This is a genomic window from Campylobacter concisus, from assembly GCF_902460595.1.
GTDB lineage: Bacteria > Campylobacterota > Campylobacteria > Campylobacterales > Campylobacteraceae > Campylobacter_A > Campylobacter_A concisus_BL.
In genome coordinates, this window is the sequence record NZ_CABPVA010000001.1 from 892009 (window position 1) to 913743 (window position 21735).

Sequence of the window (21735 nt, forward strand, 5' to 3'; positions counted from 1 at the left end):
AGAGCAAACGCCCTCCTTAGTGTTATACGTTTAGTCCTGTATTTCTTAGCATAACGCGTTTGCGATATACATTTGAGACCTCAGCAGCGTCGCCAACTAAAAGCGCGTTTGTAGAACAGATAGCCGCACACATAGGCACTTTGCCCTCAGCCATTCTGTTTTGACCGTAAAGCTCTCTCTCCTCATGTGAGTTAGTTGGCTCTGGACCGCCTGCGCACATAGTACATTTATCCATTACGCCTTTTACGCCAAATGCCCCATCTTTAGGAAACTGTGGCGCACCAAATGGACAAGCATATAAGCAGTATCCACAGCCTATGCACTTGTGTTTATCGTGAAGTACGATGCCATCAGCTCTAATGTAGAAGCAATCGACTGGACAAACTTGCTCGCAAGGCGCGTCGGTGCAGTGCTGGCACGCGATAGTAGTTGATACCTCTTTGCCCTCGATGCCATCGTGAAGCGTGATAACCTTTCTTCTATAAATTCCTACTGGAAGCTCGTGAGCAGAAGAGCAAGCGACTTGACATCCAAAGCAGCTGATACATCTATTAGTATCTACAAAAAATTTCATTCTTGCCATTTTTCTCTCCTTACTCTTTACCTAAGGCGTCTCTCTCGCCATACTCGTGATAAAACGATGTTTTAAAGGTATTCTCCTCAGCTTTTTCTATGCGGCAAAGACCTGCGTTAAATTCTGAAATTTGAGTAACAGGGTCAAATCCGTAGTTAGTAACTGTGTTAAAGCTCTCGCCGATGACATAAGGCTTAGTGCCCTCTGGGTAGCGAGCTGAGAGATCGACACCTTGCATAACACCAGCGAAGTTGTAAGGCATACAAATTCTATCTGGAGTGACCATATAGCTGTGGTAGCATCTTACTTTGATCTTCGTGCCTTGTGGGCTGTGGATCCACATCATATCGCGATCTTTTATACCATATTTTAAAGCAAGCTCAGGATGGACATTAGCAAACATCTCAGGTGTGATGGCTGAGAGATATTTACTTGTTCTTTCGATCATTCCCGCACCACTTAAATTTACGACGCGTTGCGTGCTAAATACGATAGGAAACTCTTTTGACCAGTCTTTTGCTTGTTGCTCTGACTTAAATTTAGTAGAAACACGGAAATTTCTAGCTTGATCATCAAATGTCGGATACTTTTGGACAAGATCCCATCGTGGTGAGTGGATAGGCTCTCTATGTTTTGGAATAGGATCAAGGAATTCCCAAACGATAGCTCTAGCCCTTGCATTACCATACGGCACGACACCTTTTTCACGACATTTTTCTAAGATGATACCGCTGTAGTCCATGCTCCAGCTAGGTCCTATCTTAGCCTTCTCCTCTTCTGTTAGAGTGATGCCTAGGACTTTTTCTATATTATCTTTTGTGATTTGTGGGTAGCCACCTTTTATAGCTGAGCCAACAAGCGTGCTCTCTTCGCTAGCTAGCTGACTAACTCCGTTATGCTCTAAGCCAAAGCGGTTTCTAAAGCCAGAGCCGCCCTCTGCATAAGGCTTACTCATATCGTAAAGTATCGGTGTGCCAGGGTGTTTTTCATCCCATGCTGGCCATGGCTTGCCGTAGTACTCGCCTTTTACTTCGCCACCAAGACCTATTAGTGTATCTGGGTCAAATTTATCCCAGTTTGCTTGGTGACGTCTAAACATCTCAGCAGTTCTGCCGCCATAACCGATAGAATTTCCAACCCTTGCTATCTCATTTGTCGCGTCATCTGGCCATACAAAGTCATCTTTAACTTGTTTTAGCTCTCTATCTACAACAGCCATCTTCATGCCTTTTACATATTCATCGTAAAAGCCAAATTTCTTAGCAAATGCAAACATTACTTCGTGATCGCCCTTGCTCTCATAAAGTGGATCAACGACTTTTGTTCTCCACTGACCTGAGCGGTTTGTAGCGTTTAGGTGACCTTCGTTTTCAAAGGCAGTTGCCACTGGCAAGATATAAACGCCATCTTTTCTATCTGAAAGGATAGAAATTTCATTTACAAATGGCTCAGCAACTACGATCATATCTAGTTTTGAAGCCGCTTCTTGAATTTTAGCTAGGTGCGCCATAGATGTTAGGCCAGTTCCTTGAACCCAAAGGACTCTTAACGCACCACTGCTAAAGGTATTTTCCTCTTTTAAGACGCCTTGCCACCATTTTGAAAGCGACCAGCCTTTTTCATTTCTCCAGTTTCTATCCTCTGGGTTTTTAGGATCGTGGTAGTAATACTCTTCAAAAACAGTGTTTTTAACTGGCGTGCCGCCTTGTTTTGGCTCTTTGGTTGAGACTGCAAAGCGTTTTACAAACTCGTCATAATCAACGCCCCAGCCTTGGCAGTAATACTTCCAAGCCGCGTCAGTTAGTCCGTAATACATCGGCAAGCTGTCTGAGAGGTTACACATATCGGTTGAGCCTTGAACGTTGTCGTGGCCACGGATGATGTTACAGCCGCCACCTGGTTTGCCCATGTTGCCTAGGATTAGTTGAAGGATAGGTAAAATTCTAGTATTTGAGCTACCAACTGAGTGCTGAGTGATACCAAGTGCCCAGATCACCGTGCCTGGCTTGGTGTGAGCTAGGATATTTGCAGCTTCCATTAGCTTATCAACTGGCACGCCTGTAACGTCAGATGTGACCTCTGGTGTCCAGTGCTCAGCCTCTTTTGCTATCTCGTCGATACCATAAGTCCTATTTTTTATAAACTCTTTATCTTCCCAGCCATTTTTTAAGATGATGTGGATAAGTCCATAAACAAGCGCTATATCTGTGCCTGATCTTTGTCTTAGATAGAGATCAGCGTGTGCGGCTGATTTTGTAAAATTTGGATCAGCTACGATCACCTTTGCGTTGTTTCTATCTTTTGCTTGCAAAGTGTGCTTCATGCCGCCAACTGGGTTTGCCACAGCTGGATTTGCACCTATTATAAATATACATTTTGAATTTGCAGCCATATCTCCAAAGTGGTTTGTCATCGCGCCATAACCCCAAGTATTCGCCACACCGGCGACTGTTGCGCTATGTCAAATTCTTGCTACGTGGTCGTTGCTGTTTGTGCCCCAAAACGCAGCAAATTTTCTAAAGTAATATGCTTGCTCGTTGTTAAATTTCGCAGATCCTAAGAATATAACGCTATCAGGGCCGTCTTCTTTACGGATCTGAAGCATCTTATCGCCGATCTCATTTACAGCTTGATCCCATGAAATTCTCTGCCATTTGCCATCAACCTTTTTCATAGGATATTTGATGCGTTGCTTGCTGTGTGTAAGGTCGATCTGATCGATACCTTTTGAGCAGTGTGAGCCTTGAGATATCGGGTGAAACATCGCCATATCTTGGCGAACCCAAACACCATCTTGTACCTCAGCCTCGATACCACAGCCTGCTGAGCATATAGAACAAATAGTTCTAACCTTTTTTGAGCCAGGGAAAGGATCTTTTATCTCCTCTGCGCTAGCGTGTCTTATCGTATCATTTTGTCCAAAAGCCATTGTGGTGCCAGCACCTAGTGCGGCTAGCTTCAAAAATGAACGTCTTCCTATACGTGCATCACTCATGGTTTTCTCCCTTAGTATGCGATTTTATAGTAGGTTTCCCAGTTTTTGCTTTTTTTATAAAGCACCTCTTTTTTGTTTGACTTGCCTACGACAACGCCATTGTCATCAGGAGCCAAGTCATCACTAGTCACTTTCGCTACGGCTGAGACTGCGAGTACTCCGCCGGCAGCACCGACTTTTAGAGATTTTTTGAGAAAATCTCTTCTTGATCCTTGCATTTTTTCTCCTTACGCCTCAAAAATTTGAGAAATTTGGTTCAATAATATGTAAAATTTGCATATTTAGAATTTCTAAAATATCGCAAATAGCCTATTTTATGGCATTTTAGCACCCTAAAGTTAAACTATGTAAATTTAGCATATTTATAAGTTAAGCAAAGTAAATATAAAAGTTTAATTAAGAATGTTAAGTATTTATTAAAAATATAGTTAAATATACTTTAAATTTATAAAATTTATTTGTAGTAGAAATTCTAGGGAGAGCTCCCTAGAAAATGTTATTTTAGATCGCTTTTATTTACGATAAATGGCACTGACCTAACGCCAGCTGCAAAGTATTTTTTGCGCAGATTGTCGATCTTTGCGACATCTTCTTTGCTAACGCTCTTATCATCTACATTGTAGTCTTCAGCGTAGTATTTTCTTAAAATTTTAACCTTATCGCTGTCACTCTTAGCGGCTTTTGCATCTTTGTAGATTAGCGAGCTTTTTTGAAGTGATGAGACGTCATGCACTGGAGTTAGGACGATCTCTACGTTGCTATCTTTTAGCGTTGTCTCGATTTTAGCTAGCTCAGCTCTGCAGTATGGGCACTCTGGGTCTGAAAACATTATGATAGTTGGCTTTTTAGGGTCGCTACCAAGAACGATGATGTTTGCCTTGTCTTCATCTTTATAAATTTTAGAAATTCCCTTTGCGATGACCTCTTTTTTCACTTCAGCTAGGTATGATTTTTGCTCTTTTAGATCGATCACGTCTGGGAAGATGAAGTCGCCTTTTGTAAATACTATCTCATCTTGTGAGTTGCCATCTTTGCTTAACTTCACAACGACAGCTTCGATGTCGCCTGCAACTTTGTGACGGTCAGCTACCTTTACTTTTACGCTGCTATCAACCATTTGAGAGTAGAAGTCCTCTATTTGCTTATCGCTTGCTGCCATTAGGCTAGTTGCCGCAATAACTGAGGCTAAGATCACTTTTTTCATTTTTATCCTTTTTAAAAATTTGGCGGATTATATTTGCTTTTTGTAAATGAATACTAACTGCGAAAAACCCTATCATTTCCCTGCTTCATTATGTCACTCTCAAGATCGAGCTGCTCAAGGTAGGCGATTACATATTTTCTACTTAAATTTAGCTCATCTTTTGCGTTTGTGACATTTACAAAGCCTTGATTTTTTATGATCTCTCTTAGTTTATCAAGTGCCATTTTTAGTGAATTTCTGGTGATGAAAAGGTTATGCTCCAGCCTTATGACCCTACCCATTGCGGTGAGTTTTTTAAGAGCGTTATCGCCGCTAACCCTGTCGATCTCTAACTCATCATATATATTATATGGCGCTGTTGGGGCTAGCTTGCCACTTTCTAAAATTTCATAAATTTTCTCTTCAAGCCTTACTTTTAGCTTGCTAAGATCAACGCCTTTTTTGGTATAGACACCGCTATCTTTGGCGATCAAATTTGCACTTTCAAGCTCGTCAAGCGCTTTTTGGGCTAAATTTTGGCTAGCCCAAGCAAGTTTTAGGCTGATACTTTGAGCTGAAAAGACAGCAAATTCGTTCTTTTCTATCATAAATTTAATGGCTGATTTTATCCGCTCAACCGCGCTTAGATCGTAGATATTTAAAGCCTTTTCATCGACAAAAACATTTGAGACTTTTTTGGCTACATTTACGGCCTCTTCGTGATTTAGACCAAATCTTTGATAAGAAGAGATGATGCCAAAGCCATTTTTGTGAGCCTCTTTTAAGATAGAAAAAGCTTCAACAAAATCATGCTTTAAAAGCGAGGCTAAAAAGAGAATTTTGCCAGCCTTTTTTAGTGGCTCAAGCACAGGGTTTAGCACCCTACCACCGCCTATCACGCGCGCATCTGAGATGAGCACAAAGGCCTCGTCAAATTTCAAAAACATATCGCTTTGAAATTTAAAGCTCACAAAGTAGCTATTATCTTTTTGGCTTAGTATTAGCACCTTTGCAGGGACGTTTTTAGCGCCCACGCAAAATGTCACGCTTTGTGAATGTATCAAATTCTTAGCAGTTACGACTGCATCAACCTCTCTAAATCCCCTAAAAAAGCCCTTTTTGCTAAGCAGCTGACCCTTTTTTAGCTCGCTAAGCTCAATGCCAGTTAGATTAAGCGCCACGCGGCTGCTAACTCCAGCGCTATCAACGAATTTATCGTGGCTTTGCACGCTTCTTACTAGTACCTCTTTGCCAGCGTCGTAGTTAAAAAGCTTATCGTTTTTACTAACGCTTCCCTCTATCACGGTGCCAGTTACGACATTTCCGATACCTTTTAGGCTAAAAACCCTATCGATGTAGTATCTAAAAACGCCCTCCTCATCGCGCTTTTTGGCTCTTAGCGTAAAGAGGTAGTTTCTAAGCTCATCGATGCTCGCCTTATCCTTTATGCTAACGGCGAAAATTTCTAAAATTTGCAGGTTTTTAAATTTAGAAATTTCATCTCTTATCTCTTTTTTTCTTAAATTTATGGTGGCCTCATCGACCAGATCGCACTTTGTAAGCGCTACGATCACGGATTTCACGCCAAGAAGATTTAAAATTTCAAGGTGCTCCAAGCTTTGAGGCATAAGCCCGTCATTTGCCGCCACCACAAACAAGCACGCGTCAAAGCCATACGCGCCGCTTATCATCGTTTTTATGAGATTTTCATGCCCTGGCACGTCGATAAATGCGATATTTTCATCATTTTTACTTAAATTTGAAAAGCTTAAATCGATCGTTATACCACGCTTTTTCTCCTCTTCAAGATTGTCCCCCTCAAAGCCGTTTAGCTCCTTTATAAGCGCGGTTTTTCCGTGGTCGATATGCCCTGCTGTTCCTATTATTAAACTCATTTTTCTTCCGTTTCATTTATTATTTTTATTAGCGTCTCTACGTCATCATCAAGAAGCGATCTAAGATCAAGCATAAATTTGTCATTTTCTATGCGTCCGATCACCTTTTTTTGCCTAAATTTTAGCTCGTTTAAATTTGCCTCTCCACTAAATGCAAGCGCCACGCTTGGGATCTTTTTATTTGGCATAGCACCACCCCCTACAAAGGTCGAAGTTCGCACTATCTCAAGCGGTGTTTTTAAATTTTTATTTATAAAATTTGCCAAGCTTTCAAGCTCTTTTACACTTTTATGAAGCAGTTTTTGCGTTGTGATTAGCTCAAATTCTTTGTTTAGATAGGCTTTTATGCTCTCAGCTAAAAGCGAGATGATCACCTTATCGACCCGAAGCATCCTTAAGAGTTGGTTTTTTCTAAGCTTTGCGATGAGCTCTTTTTTGCCAACAATGATGCCACACTGCACCGCACCAAGCAGCTTATCACCGCTAAAGCTAACTAGCGAAACATCTTTTAAATTTTTTAGATCTGGCTCGTTTTTGTCAAGATTAAATGGCAAATTTCCGTAAAATCCACTGCCAAGATCAAAATAATCTATCAAATTTTGCCTGCTTGCTAGCTCGCTTAGCTCATTTGCCGAGCTCTCTTCGCTAAAGCCAACGATGTCAAAATTTGAGCGGTGGACTTTTACCAGCATCGCCGTATCTTCGCTGATTGCCTCTTCGTAGTCCTTTAGCCTAGTTTTGTTTGTAGTGCCGACCTCTTTTAGGATGCAGCCTGCGTTTGCCATCACCTCTGGCACTCTAAAACTGCCGCCGATCTCGACTAGCTCGCCCCTGCTAACGACCACTTCTCTGCCCTTTGCAAAGGTGTTTAGCACCAAAAATACAGCGCTTGCGTTGTTATTTACAACGATGGCGTCCTCAAAACCAAAGGCTCTTGCTATTAGCGAGCCAACGTAGTCATATCTATTGCCGCGGCTGCCTGTTTTTAGGTTGTACTCTAGGTTTGAATATCCTGTGATAACAGGTGTCGCTCGGTTTAAAATTTCTTTATCTATAACGCTTCTAGCGAGGTTTGTATGTACGGCAACGCCGGTTAAATTTAGCACCCTTTGAAGGCTTGCTGCGTTAAATTTATGATACTCATCTAGGATCAAATTTATTATCTCTTCGCCACTAAAGCTAGCATTTTCATTTAAAATTTTAGCTCTAACCTCATCTAAAATTTGCCTTGCAAGCATAGTGACTAAACTCGTATCAAGTCCCGAAAATGCTTCGTTTTTTATGATCTTATCAACTTGTGGGATATTTCTTAAATCGTTCAATTTGCGCTCCTAGTAAGTTAGTTTTACCAAGGCGTGATTTTAACATAAAAATATTATAAATTAAAACTTAGAGCAAAAAAAGAGGATATAAATTTCAGAGTCTATTAATCCCATTAATATTAGAATAAGCCTGTTTTTGATAATAGGAGAAATAATGAAAGAATTTGGCTTTTATAACGATTTTGACGACGCTTTGATGCTAAATGAGCAGATAGAGATCAACAACGAAAATGGCGACTATCTAGTCTCAAACTCTCCAAAGCTAAAAGCAAGCATCATCGCACCTGAGATAAATTTCTACCTTAAAAATACCACCGCAAACGTCTTAGAAAAAGCCAAAAACACACTTTTACTCTACGAGGCAAGAGCGAGCGCCTTTGACATGGCAAAGGATGTGGATTACGAAAAAGAGGTCGGCAAAAATGTCGTCATAGTAAGCAACTCAGGCCGAGCAGAGCTAGCAAATTTACTAAAAGAAAATGGCTACAAAGTGATCGAGCTTACGCACTTTGAGGTTAAATTTATATATGGCGCTGCTGGCGAGCTAAGCGTTTTGGTGCTTAGAGCAAATGACGAATTTGAGGTTGATTGCGACTTTTTCTTAGTTGAAAACGCAAGGGACTATATGCTAAAGCAAAGCGGTTGCTACGAAATTTCAGGGCTAAAAGATGAAAAAGTGCTTGAAATTTTAAACGCAAAAAGCCCAAAATTTAGATACAAAAGCTTTACTCAATACGACTCATCAATCTGCCAGTATCACGAGCGCAGGAGTGAAATTTGCGGACGTTGCGCCGAGGTTTGCCCAACGGTTGCCATCTTAAAAGAGGACGAGACAAAGCACCTCGTCTTTTCACAGATAGATTGCACAAACTGCGGAAACTGCATCAGCGTCTGCCCTAGTGGCGCGCTCGACTACACGCTAATGCCGCAAAGCTCATTCGCCGCTGTGGCAAAGCTTTATAAAGGCAAGACCGCGCTTATCGTGCCTGAGGAGATGAGCCTAGATGAGCTAAATGTGAGCCTACCAGAAAATGTCCTGCCTTTTGCCATCTCAGCCGCCCACTTCTTAAGCCAAACGCACTTTTTAACGCTTCTTCAAGAGAGTGGCTCGAGTGTGATTTTATATAGCAAGAGCCTTGGCAAGGGCGAAAAAGACGCCATTAGCATCTTAAATCAAATTTATGAGCTTAAATTTAAAGAGACCGCGATCTACCACGCAAAAGACAAGGCTAGCCTTGAAAATGCGCTAAAAAAAGCTAAACTAATTGATGGCTCACAGCATTCAATGACAGAATACGCGCTGCCAAAGAGAGAAATTTTTGCCAAAAGACTTGAGTTTATCGTAGGAGAGAGCGATCTTGGCGTCGTAAAAAGCGGCGAGATGATAAGATATGGCGAAGTCACGATAAATGCTGACACCTGTACGCTCTGCCTTAGCTGTGTTGGAGCTTGTAACGTAAGTGCTTTGGTGGCTGATAAAAAGACGAATTCGATTTTATTTAACCCAAGCGTTTGCACCGCCTGCGGCTACTGCGAGCTAAGCTGCGCTGAGAAAAACACCATCTCACTTGAGGTCGGCAAGATCGCTCTTAAGCCTGAGTTTTTCGTTTATAGCGAGCTTGCGCACGACGAGCTATTTGCCTGCGTGGAGTGCGGAAAAGAGTTTGCGACTAAAAAGGCGGTCGAGAAGATCGCATCGATCATGCAGCCACGTTTTGGCAACGACAGAGCCAAGATCAAGTCACTTTACTGCTGCGCTGACTGCAAGGCAAAGATCATGGTGCAAGCCCAGCTAAATGCGATGAAAGAGGATTTATTAAATGGATAAAAATATCATAAAAGCAAGGTCATATTTTTACGAATTTTTGGCGTATCCACTCTTTTTTCACACCAGTGATGAGGGGTTTGCGAGATGGAAAGAGCAGCTTAGCTACCTAGCGCAAAATCCTTTGAGCGAGCAAAGCGCAGAGGCGTTTGCAAATTTAGATAAATTTAGCTTTGATGAGCTTACAAGCGAGCAAAATGACGTTCTTTTTGGCTTTACAAATATCCCTTTAAGCGCCTCATTTTATGAAGAGGGTAGAGATAACGGCGCGGCTAGACTTAGGGTGATACACTGCCTAAAACTTAGCCCATATAGGCGTGATAAAGAGCTTTGCAAGGATAGCGAGGACTATGTCGGCTTTATATTTTTAGCGATGGCAACATTTTTAAGTGATGAATTTAATGGCGCAAAAAATATCAGCGACAAGCTCTTTGGCGAGACTTTAAATTTATTTGTAGATGAGTTTGGCTCGCTACTTTTAGCTCATAAAAATGCAAATTTCTTCCGCTCGTATGCGATCATTTTAAAAGACTTCATCGAGCTTGAAAGAGCCGTTTTAAGCCTAGAGGCACCAGCCAAGCCACAAGGCGATAGCGTCGCTATGGCAGCGCTTAAAAAAGAGCCATTTCAAAGCAAGATGCCAACTATTAAAACCAAGCTTCACTGGGAGGAATTCTCCCCAGTTATCTCACACGAGTTTAAAGACTAGCTTAAATTTACTCTTAGCCAAGCTAGGAGTAAATTTAACATTCGCTTAGATCTCACAACTATTCTCAATATTTTATAACTATCTTAACCCTTTGGTAGTAAATTCCTTTAAATTTTTACAAAGGATTTACAATGGTAATGACACACTACATGGAGCTTTTATCGCTCAATCAACCATACAATCTAATCCTCTACATGGTGATACCTATGGGGCTTGCGGAGCTTTTAGTCGCGATGGAGTTTTTCACGATGTATCACATGGATAGCGGCAAAAATGCTGGCTTTAAGGCCGTTAGCAAATTTGTTGGCATAGTGCTTGGGGTCTATTTTACAGCTCTTGTGATCTACTTTATAGCAAAAATTTATCCAACCATAAAATGGCGCGGATATGCCGATGTCATCGCTATCTACTCATATCTCATCGGCGTCATCCCACTTCTTGGCATCGCCCTTTTAGAGCTAAATTTGATCTATAAAAACGCAAGCCAAAAGGCAAAGCTAAAGCTTCACTTTTGCCTGCTTATCTTCTTCTTGATCGTCGGACACGTCGCGATGATATTTGGTATGGTTGATCCTACTATAACAGGCTATAAGGCTAATGATGGCGCGATGGATATGCAGATGAACATGCCAATGAACATGCCAGCAGATATGCCGATGCATGATCACCACAAGATGATGATGGATATGCAACAGATGAGTGATGATAACTCAACTAATATGCATATGCATCACTAAATTTAAAGGCTCTTTAGCGCCTGCTAAAAAACCTTTGCTCTAAATTTCTAAATTTACTCTTTAGAGCTAGCTAGCAAGATCTCTCTAGGTCTTGCTTCAAGCTCTTTTATCTGCGTATCTTTGGGATTTATAGCGATCTTTTTAAATTTCTCCAGCCTGCTATCAAGCCCACCTTGACCACTCACGCTTTTAACGACCTCATTGAAGTTATCATTTACCGATCTCACCGAGTTTCCAAGCCTATTTAGCTTCTCAGCGACGGTGCAAAATTTCTCATAAATTTCATTTGCACTCTTTAAGATCTCTTTTGCCTCTTTGTTGCCATGCTCCATGCGCCATAAATTTGCCACCACGCGAAGTAGCGGCATGAGCGTCGTGTGCGAGACTAGCACCACTTTTTTCTCATAGCCGTAGTTAAATAAATTTGGATCAAATTTCAAAGCCTCCAAAAATGCCGGCTCAACTGGCACAAACATCAGCACAAAATCAGGGCTTTTCACAAGCGATGAGTAGTCTTTTTTAGCTAGCTCGTCGATGTGCTTTTTTATCGAAGCGATGTGCTCGCTAAGGGCTAGCTTGCTCTGCGCCGGGTCAGCCGCAGCGACTGCCTTTTCGTAGGCGTGGAGTGAGACTTTGCTGTCTATTATCATCTGTTTGTCGTCTGGGAAATTTATGACAAAGTCAGGTATGAGCTTTTTGCCACTCACGTCAAAACTCTCTTGCGTAGTGTAGTGCGTGCCCTTTTCTAGCCCAGCAGCCTCCAGTGTGCGCTCAAGCTGCATCTCACCCCAGTTACCAAGGACCTTGTTGCTGCCTTTTAGCGCCGTGCTTAGCGAGTTTGCCTCTTTTGACATATTTTTGCCAAGCTCGACCACCTCTTTTAGCTGCGCGCTAAGCTCGCCTGCGCTCTTTTGCGAGTCGCTGTGGGCGTCATTTACTCTCTTTTCAAAGCTTATTATCTTCTCTCCAAGTGGCGTTAGCAAGAGCTCAAGCGACTCTTTGCTGTTTTTTGAGAAATTTGCACTTTTTTCTTCAAATATCTTATTTGCAAGGTTTGCGAACTCTAAATTTAGCTCGTTTTTTACCTTTTTTAAATTCTCTTCTTGCGATCTTAGGATGTTTTCTTTGGCCTCGATCTCGCTTTTTAGAGCAACGATAGCGCGTTTTAGCTCGTTTTCGCTCTCGTTTGATCTTTTTAGTTCATCCTCTTTTGCGCTAAGCTCGCTTTGTAAATTTAAAGATAGCGACCTTGCCATCTCAGCCATCTTTGTCTGGCTGCCAAGCTCCTCATTTAGACGCCTTAACTCACGCTCTAGCTCGTCCTCTTTTTCATCTTTTTGTCTGAGTGAAATTTTATACTCGTCTAAATTTTTAGCTAGCTCATCTATCTTGTCGCTATTTGCCTCAAGCTTTGCTCTTTGCTCGATATTTAGCCGCTCGCTATCTTTTAACTCATCTTGTAAATTTTCTAAAGCTTCTCTTTGTTTTGCATTTTGCATCTTTGCATTTATCAAAAAAGCTGCCAACACCACGCAAACAAGCGCAAGAGCTGCCACCAAAATATATAAATTTTCTATCGTTAGCACCGAAATTTCCTTTTAAATTTTGGCTTTATTATATTTGAAAATTTGTAAAAGAGTTGTGAAAAATAGCTTGCAACCAAAAAGGAGAGATAAAATTTAGTGGTTAAATTTAATAAATTTAGGTGAAGTATTTTTCGCTTAGACGAGACGAAATTCGATTTAGTGTGTTATTAAATTTAAATGCCACAAAGTCTCTGACGAAGTATCGTGAGATGGATTTTGGGCTTTGCATCCCCAAGGGTCGCAACTGCTAGCAGAGGCGAAGAAATTTTCATCCCGAGACTAGACATATAGTCTGTCGAAGGGTGAAAATTTCAAGCTCCGCAAAAGACACTCACGAGACAAGTCTAAAAAATTTTAAACTTCGTATCTCTCTCCTGGCTTCATTTCGATTACCTCCCACGGCAACCCCTGCTTATTTAGCTCGTCCATGAAAGGTTTTGCGTCGAAATTTTCCATATTAAAGACGCCTTTTCCGCTCCAGATGCCTTTTGCGACCATTAGCGAGCCGATCATCGCTGGCACGCCTGTGGTGTAGCTAACAGCCTGCGCGCCTGTCTCAGCGTAGCAAGCCTCGTGGTCGCAGACGTTGTAGATATAGACTTGGCGCTCTTTGCCATCTTTTAGCCCACGTATCACGCAGCCGATGTTTGTTTTGCCTTTTGTGCGCGGGCCAAGGCTTGCAGGGTCAGGCAGAAGCGTCTTTAAAAACTGGATCGGCACTATTTTCATGCCGTTGTGCTCTACCTCGTCGATACGCAGCATGCCGACGTTTTCTAGGCATTTCATGTGAGTTAGGTAGCTTTGTCCAAAGGTCATGAAAAAGCGAATTCTCTTTAGCCCTTTGATGTTTTTTACTAAGCTTTCAAGCTCCTCGTGATAGAGCAGGTAGCTGTCCTTGACGCCTACTTTTGGGTAGTCCCACTTAAACATTATCTGCATAGGCTTTGTCTCGATCCATTTGCCAGCCTCCCAGTAGCGGCCATTTGCGCTAACTTCGCGTAAATTTATCTCTGGGTTAAAATTTGTCGCAAAAGCATATCCATGATCGCCAGCGTTGCAGTCTAGGATGTCGATCTCGTGGATCTCGTCAAATAAATTTTGCTGTGCATAAGCGCAAAATACGTTTGTCACGCCTGGGTCAAAGCCAGAGCCAAGAAGCGCCATGGTGCCAGCGTTTTTGAAGTCACCATCCTTCGCCCACTGAAGCTTGTACTCAAATTTTGCGGTGTCTGGGTGCTCGTAGTTTGCGGTGTCGATGTAAGGTATGCCAGACTTTACGCAAGCGTCCATGAGAGTTAGGTCTTGATATGGCAGCGCGACGTTTAGAAGCAGATCAGCCTTTGTTTGTTTGATGAGCTCCACCACAGCCTCTGTGTCGTGAGCGTCGATTTGCGCGGTGTTTATCTGCACGCCAAGGCGATCTTTTATAAATTTAGCGATCGCGTCGCACTTGCTTTTTGTGCGGCTTGCAAGGGTGATATTTGTAAAAACATCCGAGTTCATCGCACATTTTACGGTTGCGACTTGGCTAACGCCACCTGCTCCGATGATTAAGATATTTGACATTTTTGGCTCCTTAAAATTTTAGTGATTTTAGCAAAGTTAATATAAATTTCTAGCTTCAAAAGGTAAAATGAGCCAAATTTTAAAGGTAAAAAGATGAAGAAAATTTTGCCATTTTTAGCGCCTATTTGCCTCTTTGCAAGTAGCTGCGACGAGCTGGTGCAAGAGAGTGTGAATGAGTTTTATAAAAGCGATAGAAATTTGGAGAGAGCCATAAATTTAGCCGAGCAAGCGACTGATGTCTGCTTAAAAGATGGCAACACTGAGCAGGCGATCACTTCGCTCATAAATGGCGGCAGTATTTGCCTAGTAAATAAAGAGCCACAAAAGGCACTAGAGCTCTCACAAAGAGCCCTAGAGCTTGCGGCAAACGTTAGCGACAAACTGCTGCTAGCGCGCTCTTATCAAAACATAGGCGGGGCAAAAAAGGCGCTAGGCAAATATGACGAAGCGCTTGCTAATTTTCAAGAAGCTCAAAAAATTTATGACGTCACGCCAAATACCCCAATGCGCGACGAGCTGCTTTGCATAAAGTCCATCGGTAACGCCTACTACATGAAAAATGACTTTGCGAAAGCCTACGAAAACCACATTTTAGCGTTAAATTTACTTGATATCACGCCAGATCTAAGCAATAACGAGCTTGTGCGATCAGAGCTTTTAATAGAGGTCGCTAACGACCTAGCAAAGCTTGATGGAAAAGATCAAGCCGCCAAAAACTACAAAGAAGTACTTGAAATTTTAAAAGGCAAGGAGCAAAACCCTCGTGCGCTTGGTCTTTTGGAGCGAGCCAGCAAGGGGCTAAAGGAGCTTAACTAAAGTTTTTCTTTAGGCTCTTTAGCACGAAATTTGCAAGCTCGAGCCCCTTTGAGCGGTGAGAAATTTTAAGCTTTGTCTCGTTATCTAGCTCGCCAAGCGTCTTGTTAAAGCCATTTGGGATAAAAAGTGCGTCGTAGCCAAAGCCGTTTGTGCCACGCTCCTCGTTTATCGCTTCGCCGTACATAAAGCCGTGCGTCGTGTAGTCTCCAAATTTTGAGCTAATGGCGATACAGGCGGTGTAGTGAGCTAGTGAGCTCTTTAAATTTAGCGCCTTTAGCTTGCTAATTAGCTTTGCTCTATTGTTTGCGTCATTTGCGTTTTTGCCACGCACTTTGCCATTTTCATCAAGATCAAAGTAGCGAGCTGAGTAGATCCCTGGCTCGCCACCAAGCGCATCCACGCTGATGCCACTATCATCGCTAAGTGAGACAAATTCGCCCTCAAGCCCCTGTTCTTTAAGCTTTGCAAAGACGGCTCTTGACTTTATAAGCGCATTTTGCTGAAAAGTGCTACCATCTTCAACGATCTCAAATGGCTTCACAACCTCGCTTAGTGCGTAAATTTCATAGCCTTTTAAAAACTCTTTTATCTCTTTTACTTTGTCTAAATTTGATGTCGCAAGCACGATTTTCATCGCAAAACTCCTTGATTTTTGGGCGTATTTTACAAAAAAGTAGATTAAATTTTTAAATTTAAATTAGTGTTAAAATGATAAACTTAGTCCTTTTAAAAATAAGGGAAAATTTATGTTAAAAAGCGTTTTGCCACTATCTTTTATTGTAGCTAGCAGATTTTTTGGACTTTTTATAGTCCTACCGGTGCTTAGCCTTTATGCCCTAAATTTAGAGGGCGCAAACGAATTTTTAGTTGGGCTAATAGTAGGCGTCTATGCGATCTCACAGATGATATTTCAAGTGCCTTTTGGCGCTCTTTCAGATAAGATCGGCCGCAAAAAAGCGCTAACCATCGGGCTTTTGATCTTTGTGGTTGGCTCTATCGTCTGCGCTCTAGCAAGTGAAATTTACACGATGCTTTTTGGCAGGTTTTTACAAGGTGTGGGGGCTGTAGGAGCCGTGGCAACAGCGATGATAAGCGACTTTGTGGCTGAAGAAAATCGCTCAAAAGCCATGGCGATAATGGGCGCTTTTATAGGGCTTAGCTTTACGCTTTCGATGGTGCTTGGACCGCTACTTGCCAAAGACTACGGACTTTCAAGCCTCTTTTATCTAAGCGCTGCTCTTAGCCTGCTTTGCGTCGTGCTACTCTACACCGTCGTGCCAAAAGAGATAAAAGTGAGCGAAAAGGCCCAGAAGGTGCCATTTGGCAAGCTCTTTTTGCAAAAAGACTACATGATCATAAATTTCACCTCTTTCATGCAAAAAATGCTCACAAGCATCGCGTTTTTGGTGATCCCTATCGTTTTGGTAAGGGAGTATGGCTATGAGAGCAGCGAGCTTTACAAGGTCTATACGCTTGGCGCTGTGCTTGGATTTTTGGCTATGGGGCTAGCTGGCGCTTTGGGCGATGGCAAGGGGCTTAGCAAGGTCATCTTGATAGCAGGCACGCTGCTTTTTGCCATAACCTACACCATTTTTGCCTTGAGCTTTACAAAATTTATCTTTGTGGTTGGCATCGCGATATTTTTTGTAGGTTTTAACCTTCACGAGCCAATCATGCAATCAACCGCGACAAAATTTGTAAAATCTTCACAAAAAGGCACCGCTCTTGGCATCTTTAACTCATTTGGCTACTTTGGCAGCTTCGTTGGGGGCGCTGTTGGCGGATACATCATGCACGCCTTTGACTTTAAAGTGCTTGCCACCATCTGTGTGGTGCTTTGCGTGATTTGGATTGTTTTGCTCTTTAGCTTGAGTGATCCAAGAATCTTTAAAAATATCTACCTAAGCCCAGAAGCGAGCTTAAATTTAGAGCTTCTAAACGGCCAAAAAGGCGTGGTTGATTATTACAAAAATGAGAAAAATCAAGTGATCAAATTTGACTCTCGCCTAACAAGCGAGGAGGCCTTAAAAGAGAGCTTGAAGTTTTGATCTACGACGTCATCATCGTTGGTGCTGGTGCTAGCGGGCTCTTTTTAGGGGCAAATTTAAAGGACAAAAAGGTTGCCATTTTAGAGAAAAACAACAGCGCTGGCAAAAAAATCTTAGCAAGCGGTGGTGGCAGGTGCAACATCACAAACCGCTTTGTAAGCGCCAAAAACTACCTTGGCGAGCAAAAATTTATAGAGCAAATTTTAAAAGTACTAAACCCTGATCAAGTTTTGAAATTTTTTAGTGAGCTTAAATTTAGCGAGCAAAAGCAAAATCAATTTTTCTGTGATAACGGCGCAAAGAGTGTTTTGAGCCTGCTTTTAAAAAGGCAAAATGCAGATATTTTTTATAACAAAGAGGTTGTCGGCGCTAAAAAAGTAGATGAAATTTTTGAAATTTTGACAAAAGATGAGAAATTTAGAGCTAGAAATTTAGTCATCGCAAGTGGCGGACTAAGCTACAAAGCCATTGGCGCAAGCGACGTTGGCTACAAGATAGCAAGCGAATTTGGCCTTGAGCTCTCACCTACCACTCCTGCTCTTGTTGGCTTTAGCGTGCAAAAAGATGAGTTTTGGTTTAAAGAGCTTAGCGGTGTTAGTCTAAGCGCAGATGTAGTGATAAATGGCAAAAATGAGAGCTATAAATTTAGTGGCGATCTGCTTTTTACGCACAGGGGCATAAGCGGTCCAGCGATACTAAATGCTTCACTTTTTTGGCAAAAGGGGCGAATTTGTATAAATTTTTTGCCTAAATTTAGTGAGAAAAATTTAGTAAATGGCAAAAAGCAGCTTAGTTCAGTTTTGCCTTTGCCAAAGAGATTTGTGCTGGAGTTTTTAAGAAATTTTGGCTTAAAAGATAGAGCTTATTATGAATTTAGTGATGATGAAAAGAGCATCATAAAAAGGGTTTTTGCTTATGAGTTTGCCCCAGCTGGGACATTTGGCTTTGAAAGGGCTGAAGTTACAAAAGGTGGTGTAAAAACTAATTTTTTAGATGAAAATTTAGAGTGCAAGAGCGTAAAGGGGCTTTACTTTATAGGTGAAGTTTTAGATATCACTGGTATGCTTGGTGGATATAACCTGCATTTTGCATTTGCAAGCGCTCTAAAAGCGGCAAATGCAATAAAAAATAGCTAAATTTAAAGAGTGAAATTTAGCTAGTGGCAGCTAAAACTGCCACTAAATTTACTATCTCTCGCTTAGATACTCTTGCAAGCTTTTTACCTCAAGTGCTTTGCCAGTTTGAACTGTGCTTAGAGACTTAGCAGCTGCAAGTGCTGCGCGGATAGTTGTGAAGTATGGGATCTTAAATCTAACCAAATTTTAAGCTCTCAAGCAACTTTATATCACTAAATTTATCTCTAAATTTTATAAAATTTGCTTCTAGCTCAGCCTTTCGCTTAAGTGCAATATTTATAAATTCTTGCTCTTTTTCAATGCCTACAAAATCTCTACATAATAAATTCTAATACAAGCATTTTAATTGCATATTTTGCTAGTAAATTTATCTAAAACAACAAATAAAATGCAGAATTTACTAAAAGTAAGGATTGCCTAGATCAACGATCATATCAAAATAGTAGCAGGCATTTTTGATATGAAATTAGAAAATTCTTTTTGATCCATCTAAAGCATTTTGTAATAAGCTAAAATAAAAATTTATGAATAAATTTATGTTTAAATAGTATCAGACCCAAGTACTTTAATAAACTTTCACTATCAAGCTTCTTTGATAAAGCTGACAGCCTCATGTGGATTTGCAAATATATGCTCGCTAAACTGCCTTAAATCAGACTCTTTACCATATCCGCATGTAAGGCCAACGCCAGTTATAAGAGCAGTTTTAGCAGCCTTTAGATCCATGATGGTATCGCCAATCATAAAGGCATTATCTTTTTCTTTGTCTAGTCTCTTTAAAGCTAAATTTATAGGTTCTGGATCTGGTTTTGGATTAACGACATCATCTCGTCCGACAACCGTTTTTATAAATTTCATAACACCTAAATGTTCAAGTAAAATTATAGAAAATTTTGATGTCTTTGTCGTAACAACACCAACATCAGCAAACACGCTAGCTTCTTTTAAAGCATCCATAGCATGCGGTAAAAGCACGGTCTCGTCTAAATAGATCTTCTCGTAGCAAGCCTTATACTCTTTTACGTATTCACCTATTAAATTCTTCTTGGCACCAAGTTTTTCAAACATTATTTCAAGCGGATATCCTACTAGGGACTTTAGTGCATCATGATCAGGCTCTTTCTTGTCGTGAGCTAAAAACGCCGCATCAAAACCTTTTAAAATAGCAGAAGTAGAATCTATAAGTGTGCCGTCTAAGTCAAAAAGTATAGTTTTTTTCATGATAATCTCCGCAGAAATAAAAAAAGGGCTCAGCCGAAGCCAAGCCCTAAAGAAGTAATTTTAAATAGTAAAATTATTTGTTGAAAGTAGCTTCAACACGTCTGTTTTCAGCGCGACCTTCTTTAGTTTTGTTTGTAGCGATTGGTTTAAGTTCGCCGTAACCAACTGTAGAAATTTTAGCTTTTTCTACACCGTAACCAGCAAGAACCTCAGCCACTGCTTTTGCTCTTTTCTCAGATAGTTTTTGGTTGTAAGCTTCTGCACCTACACTATCAGTGTGACCAGCAAGTACAACTTTATAATCTGGGTGTTCACCCATAAAGTCAGCTACTTTTTTGATCTCAGCCGCATATTTTGGTCCAACTTTGTAACTATCAAATGCGAAGTTAACATCTAGATCTCTAAGGACAATAACTTTCTCGCATCCTCTTTCGTCAACAACTACACCAGCTGGAGTGTTAGGGCATTGATCAATATCATTTGGCACGCCGTCATTGTCATCATCAAGAACTGGAGCTGGAGCTGCTGCTGGAGCTGCTGGAGCTGCTGCTACAACTGGAGCTGCTTTTGAATCAAGACCGATGCCAAAGCCTAGTGAATAGAATAGGTTGTGATCAGCGTGCTCAAATTTGATAGCGTCTCTTGCCTCTGCTTTAAGAGCAAATCTATCAGTAACTTGGTATCTTAAACCAAGACCATATTGACCAAAACCGCCATCTTCGTTTTTAACAAAAATAGCTGGAACATCTTCATAACCAGCACCGATTAAACCATATAGGCTAACTGGTCCAAAGTCAACGATATTTTTTACAAGGTTTGCGTGGTATCTAAGAGCTCTACCCTCTCTTACAACGTTACCTGTTCTCTCTTTTAGTTTTTGAGAGTAATCAACACCAAGTTCAACTTGATCAAAAAAGAAATCTTCAAGGTTTCTAGCCGCTCTAATACCAACAAAGTTGTGGTCTTTTACACGTAGATTTCCTTCTGGATGAACACCGCCGATAGTTGGAGTGATCTCATAGTTGTATGCTGCGTTAGACGCAAAAACCGCTGTTGCGGCAACCATAGCTAAAGCAATCTTTTTCATAATAGAATTCCTTTCAAATAGGGATTTTTAATGTTGACTATAATTTTACCTAAATAAAAATAAATCAACTTTAAATTATAACCAAATTCTTAATGTAAATCTGAAATTTACATAACCTAAATTTTGCAAATGCAAAAGCACTTGCAAAAAACCATTAACGTTTAGAGAATTGTGGGCTTCTTCTAGCCTTTCTTCTACCAAATTTCTTACGTTCAACAACACGAGAATCTCTAGTTAGCAAGCCTTTTGGTTTAAGAGCTGCTCTAAAATCAGCATCCATATCAGCTAAAGCACGTGAAATGCCGTGTCTTAAAGCCTCAGCTTGTGCTGAATAACCGCCACCTAAAGTTGTAGCTACTACGTCTATTAAACTCTCTTGTTTTGTTACTAAAAGTGGTTGAATAACTTTAAGCTTGATAGCCTCGTGACCGCCAAGCCAAGTGTTAAGATCCATACCATTTACTACGATTTTACCGCTTCCAGACTTTATCCAAACCTTTGCTACGGCAGTTTTTCTTTTACCAGTTGCATAAACTTTTGCCATAATTATTTTCCTTCTTTTTTAGCTATTTGTGCCGTATGAGGATGCTCACTGCCAGCATAAACTTTTAGTTTTTTTATCATCTCTCTTCCAAGTTTTGTCTTTGGAAGCATGCCACGAACAGCTAATTTAAATAGTTTTTCTGGCTTATTTGCTATCAAATCGCCAAATTTCTCGCTCTTTACGCTGCCAAAATATCCTGAGTGTCTGTGATAAAGTTTATCTTCAGCTTTGTTATTACCAGTAAATTCTACTTTAGAAGCATTTATGATGATAACATAGTCGCCACAATCTACGTTTGGCGTGAAGCATGGTTTGTTTTTGCCGCGAAGTATAGTTGCTACCTCTGTTAGCAATCTACCAAAGCGCTTACCAGCTGCATCAACTACGATCCAGTCTCGCTTAACTTCGTTTGGCTTTGTTATTTTTGTCATTTTCTTACCTTTGCCAAGTTAATTTTTGAGTTGTGATTGTATTTAAACAATGCTTTGATA

At 41.0% G+C, this 21735-nt stretch carries 19 protein-coding genes and 2 pseudogenes; 6 read left to right on the forward strand and 15 right to left on the reverse strand.

Features of this window, described 5'->3' with window-relative positions:
- Positions 1 to 22 precede the first annotated feature (22 nt).
- From fdh3B to selA, 7 genes and pseudogenes are all read right to left on the reverse strand, one after another.
- Positions 23 to 583, reverse strand: coding sequence for a formate dehydrogenase FDH3 subunit beta (fdh3B, locus tag F3G86_RS04315; protein ID WP_021084543.1), 561 nt, complete (start codon positions 581 to 583; stop codon positions 23 to 25).
- A gap of 10 nt (positions 584 to 593) precedes the next feature.
- Positions 594 to 3248, reverse strand: a complete 2655-nt coding sequence (locus F3G86_RS04320) for a formate dehydrogenase subunit alpha (RefSeq protein ID WP_223228553.1) — start codon at positions 3246 to 3248, stop codon at positions 594 to 596.
- Positions 3249 to 3308: 60 nt separating this feature from the next.
- Positions 3309 to 3569, reverse strand: a pseudogene (locus F3G86_RS10755) (hypothetical protein); the annotation flags it as partial.
- An 11-nt stretch (positions 3570 to 3580) separates the two neighbouring features.
- Entirely contained in the window at positions 3581 to 3787 is a 207-nt protein-coding gene (locus tag F3G86_RS04330; RefSeq protein ID WP_009294906.1) for a twin-arginine translocation signal domain-containing protein, read from the reverse strand.
- Positions 3788 to 4065: 278 nt separating this feature from the next.
- Positions 4066 to 4773 carry a thioredoxin domain-containing protein gene (locus tag F3G86_RS04335; RefSeq protein ID WP_103649732.1) on the reverse strand — a complete coding sequence of 236 codons (708 nt, stop codon included), beginning with the start codon at positions 4771 to 4773 and terminating at the stop codon, positions 4066 to 4068.
- A gap of 53 nt (positions 4774 to 4826) precedes the next feature.
- Positions 4827 to 6647 (reverse strand): selenocysteine-specific translation elongation factor, encoded by a 1821-nt coding sequence (selB, locus tag F3G86_RS04340; RefSeq protein WP_149723087.1) that lies wholly within the window; start codon positions 6645 to 6647, stop codon positions 4827 to 4829.
- The gene (gene selA / locus F3G86_RS04345; RefSeq protein ID WP_149723088.1) at positions 6644 to 7969 is read right to left on the reverse strand and encodes an L-seryl-tRNA(Sec) selenium transferase; all 1326 of its coding nucleotides are present in this window, start codon (positions 7967 to 7969) and stop codon (positions 6644 to 6646) included. The genes selB and selA overlap by 4 nt, the downstream gene beginning before the upstream one ends.
- Before the next feature lie 154 nt (positions 7970 to 8123).
- On the opposite strand from selA, the gene F3G86_RS04350 reads away from it, so the two are divergent.
- From F3G86_RS04350 to F3G86_RS04360, 3 genes are all read left to right on the forward strand, one after another.
- Complete coding sequence (locus F3G86_RS04350) at positions 8124 to 9797, forward strand: 4Fe-4S binding protein (protein WP_149723089.1); 1674 nt, start codon at positions 8124 to 8126, stop codon at positions 9795 to 9797.
- The gene (locus tag F3G86_RS04355; RefSeq protein WP_149723090.1) at positions 9790 to 10503 is read left to right on the forward strand and encodes a TorD/DmsD family molecular chaperone; all 714 of its coding nucleotides are present in this window, start codon (positions 9790 to 9792) and stop codon (positions 10501 to 10503) included. Before F3G86_RS04350 ends, F3G86_RS04355 begins: the two co-directional genes overlap by 8 nt.
- A gap of 131 nt (positions 10504 to 10634) precedes the next feature.
- Complete coding sequence (locus F3G86_RS04360) at positions 10635 to 11240, forward strand: DUF6803 family protein (RefSeq protein ID WP_087583500.1); 606 nt, start codon at positions 10635 to 10637, stop codon at positions 11238 to 11240.
- A gap of 53 nt (positions 11241 to 11293) precedes the next feature.
- Here the strand turns inward: F3G86_RS04360 and F3G86_RS04365 are convergent, their stop codons facing one another.
- Both F3G86_RS04365 and F3G86_RS04370 read right to left on the reverse strand, forming a co-directional pair.
- Positions 11294 to 12826, reverse strand: coding sequence for a DNA recombination protein RmuC (locus tag F3G86_RS04365; protein WP_149723091.1), 1533 nt, complete (start codon positions 12824 to 12826; stop codon positions 11294 to 11296).
- A gap of 354 nt (positions 12827 to 13180) precedes the next feature.
- Entirely contained in the window at positions 13181 to 14392 is a 1212-nt protein-coding gene (locus F3G86_RS04370; RefSeq protein ID WP_149723092.1) for a saccharopine dehydrogenase family protein, read from the reverse strand.
- Between the two features lie 93 nt (positions 14393 to 14485).
- Between F3G86_RS04370 and F3G86_RS04375 the strand changes: the two genes are divergently transcribed.
- Entirely contained in the window at positions 14486 to 15208 is a 723-nt protein-coding gene (locus F3G86_RS04375; protein ID WP_149723093.1) for a tetratricopeptide repeat protein, read from the forward strand.
- Here F3G86_RS04375 and F3G86_RS04380 read toward each other — a convergent pair.
- On the reverse strand, positions 15201 to 15842 hold the full coding sequence (locus tag F3G86_RS04380) for a non-canonical purine NTP pyrophosphatase (RefSeq protein ID WP_149723094.1): 642 nt from the start codon (positions 15840 to 15842) through the stop codon (positions 15201 to 15203). The genes F3G86_RS04375 and F3G86_RS04380 overlap by 8 nt on opposite strands.
- A gap of 112 nt (positions 15843 to 15954) precedes the next feature.
- On the opposite strand from F3G86_RS04380, the gene F3G86_RS04385 reads away from it, so the two are divergent.
- Together F3G86_RS04385 and F3G86_RS04390 are read left to right on the forward strand one after the other, a co-directional pair.
- Positions 15955 to 17256, forward strand: a complete 1302-nt coding sequence (locus tag F3G86_RS04385) for an MFS transporter (protein ID WP_149723095.1) — start codon at positions 15955 to 15957, stop codon at positions 17254 to 17256.
- Positions 17253 to 18392, forward strand: coding sequence for a BaiN/RdsA family NAD(P)/FAD-dependent oxidoreductase (locus F3G86_RS04390; protein WP_149723096.1), 1140 nt, complete (start codon positions 17253 to 17255; stop codon positions 18390 to 18392). Before F3G86_RS04385 ends, F3G86_RS04390 begins: the two co-directional genes overlap by 4 nt.
- A gap of 51 nt (positions 18393 to 18443) precedes the next feature.
- Here the strand turns inward: F3G86_RS04390 and F3G86_RS10930 are convergent.
- The 5 genes and pseudogenes from F3G86_RS10930 to rplM all read right to left on the reverse strand — a co-directional run.
- A pseudogene (locus F3G86_RS10930) lies at positions 18444 to 18578 on the reverse strand (hypothetical protein); the annotation flags it as partial.
- 396 nt (positions 18579 to 18974) lie between these two features.
- Positions 18975 to 19613: an HAD family hydrolase gene (locus F3G86_RS04400; RefSeq protein WP_149723097.1), complete on the reverse strand. Its 639-nt coding sequence runs from the start codon at positions 19611 to 19613 to the stop codon at positions 18975 to 18977.
- A 73-nt stretch (positions 19614 to 19686) separates the two neighbouring features.
- Positions 19687 to 20700 carry an OmpA family protein gene (locus F3G86_RS04405; RefSeq protein WP_103567781.1) on the reverse strand — a complete coding sequence of 338 codons (1014 nt, stop codon included), beginning with the start codon at positions 20698 to 20700 and terminating at the stop codon, positions 19687 to 19689.
- Positions 20701 to 20854: 154 nt separating this feature from the next.
- Positions 20855 to 21244: a 30S ribosomal protein S9 gene (gene rpsI / locus F3G86_RS04410; RefSeq protein ID WP_002939337.1), complete on the reverse strand. Its 390-nt coding sequence runs from the start codon at positions 21242 to 21244 to the stop codon at positions 20855 to 20857.
- Between the two features lie 2 nt (positions 21245 to 21246).
- Positions 21247 to 21675 carry a 50S ribosomal protein L13 gene (rplM, locus tag F3G86_RS04415; RefSeq protein WP_002939292.1) on the reverse strand — a complete coding sequence of 143 codons (429 nt, stop codon included), beginning with the start codon at positions 21673 to 21675 and terminating at the stop codon, positions 21247 to 21249.
- Positions 21676 to 21735: the final 60 nt, after the last annotated feature.

Coding starts and splice junctions, on each gene's coding strand:
- selB (WP_149723087.1), bottom strand. CDS start 6,647: ATGAGTTTAATAATAGGAACAGCAGGGCATATCGACCACGGAAAAACC.
- rplM (WP_002939292.1), bottom strand. CDS start 21,675: ATGACAAAAATAACAAAGCCAAACGAAGTTAAGCGAGACTGGATCGTA.
- F3G86_RS04405 (WP_103567781.1), bottom strand. CDS start 20,700: ATGAAAAAGATTGCTTTAGCTATGGTTGCCGCAACAGCGGTTTTTGCG.
- F3G86_RS04375 (WP_149723093.1), top strand. CDS start 14,486: ATGAAGAAAATTTTGCCATTTTTAGCGCCTATTTGCCTCTTTGCAAGT.
- F3G86_RS04380 (WP_149723094.1), bottom strand. CDS start 15,842: ATGAAAATCGTGCTTGCGACATCAAATTTAGACAAAGTAAAAGAGATA.
- rpsI (WP_002939337.1), bottom strand. CDS start 21,244: ATGGCAAAAGTTTATGCAACTGGTAAAAGAAAAACTGCCGTAGCAAAG.
- F3G86_RS04355 (WP_149723090.1), top strand. CDS start 9,790: ATGGATAAAAATATCATAAAAGCAAGGTCATATTTTTACGAATTTTTG.
- F3G86_RS04370 (WP_149723092.1), bottom strand. CDS start 14,392: ATGTCAAATATCTTAATCATCGGAGCAGGTGGCGTTAGCCAAGTCGCA.
- fdh3B (WP_021084543.1), bottom strand. CDS start 583: ATGGCAAGAATGAAATTTTTTGTAGATACTAATAGATGTATCAGCTGC.
- F3G86_RS04385 (WP_149723095.1), top strand. CDS start 15,955: ATGTTAAAAAGCGTTTTGCCACTATCTTTTATTGTAGCTAGCAGATTT.
- F3G86_RS04360 (WP_087583500.1), top strand. CDS start 10,635: ATGGTAATGACACACTACATGGAGCTTTTATCGCTCAATCAACCATAC.
- F3G86_RS04400 (WP_149723097.1), bottom strand. CDS start 19,613: ATGAAAAAAACTATACTTTTTGACTTAGACGGCACACTTATAGATTCT.
- F3G86_RS04335 (WP_103649732.1), bottom strand. CDS start 4,773: ATGAAAAAAGTGATCTTAGCCTCAGTTATTGCGGCAACTAGCCTAATG.
- F3G86_RS04350 (WP_149723089.1), top strand. CDS start 8,124: ATGAAAGAATTTGGCTTTTATAACGATTTTGACGACGCTTTGATGCTA.
- F3G86_RS04330 (WP_009294906.1), bottom strand. CDS start 3,787: ATGCAAGGATCAAGAAGAGATTTTCTCAAAAAATCTCTAAAAGTCGGT.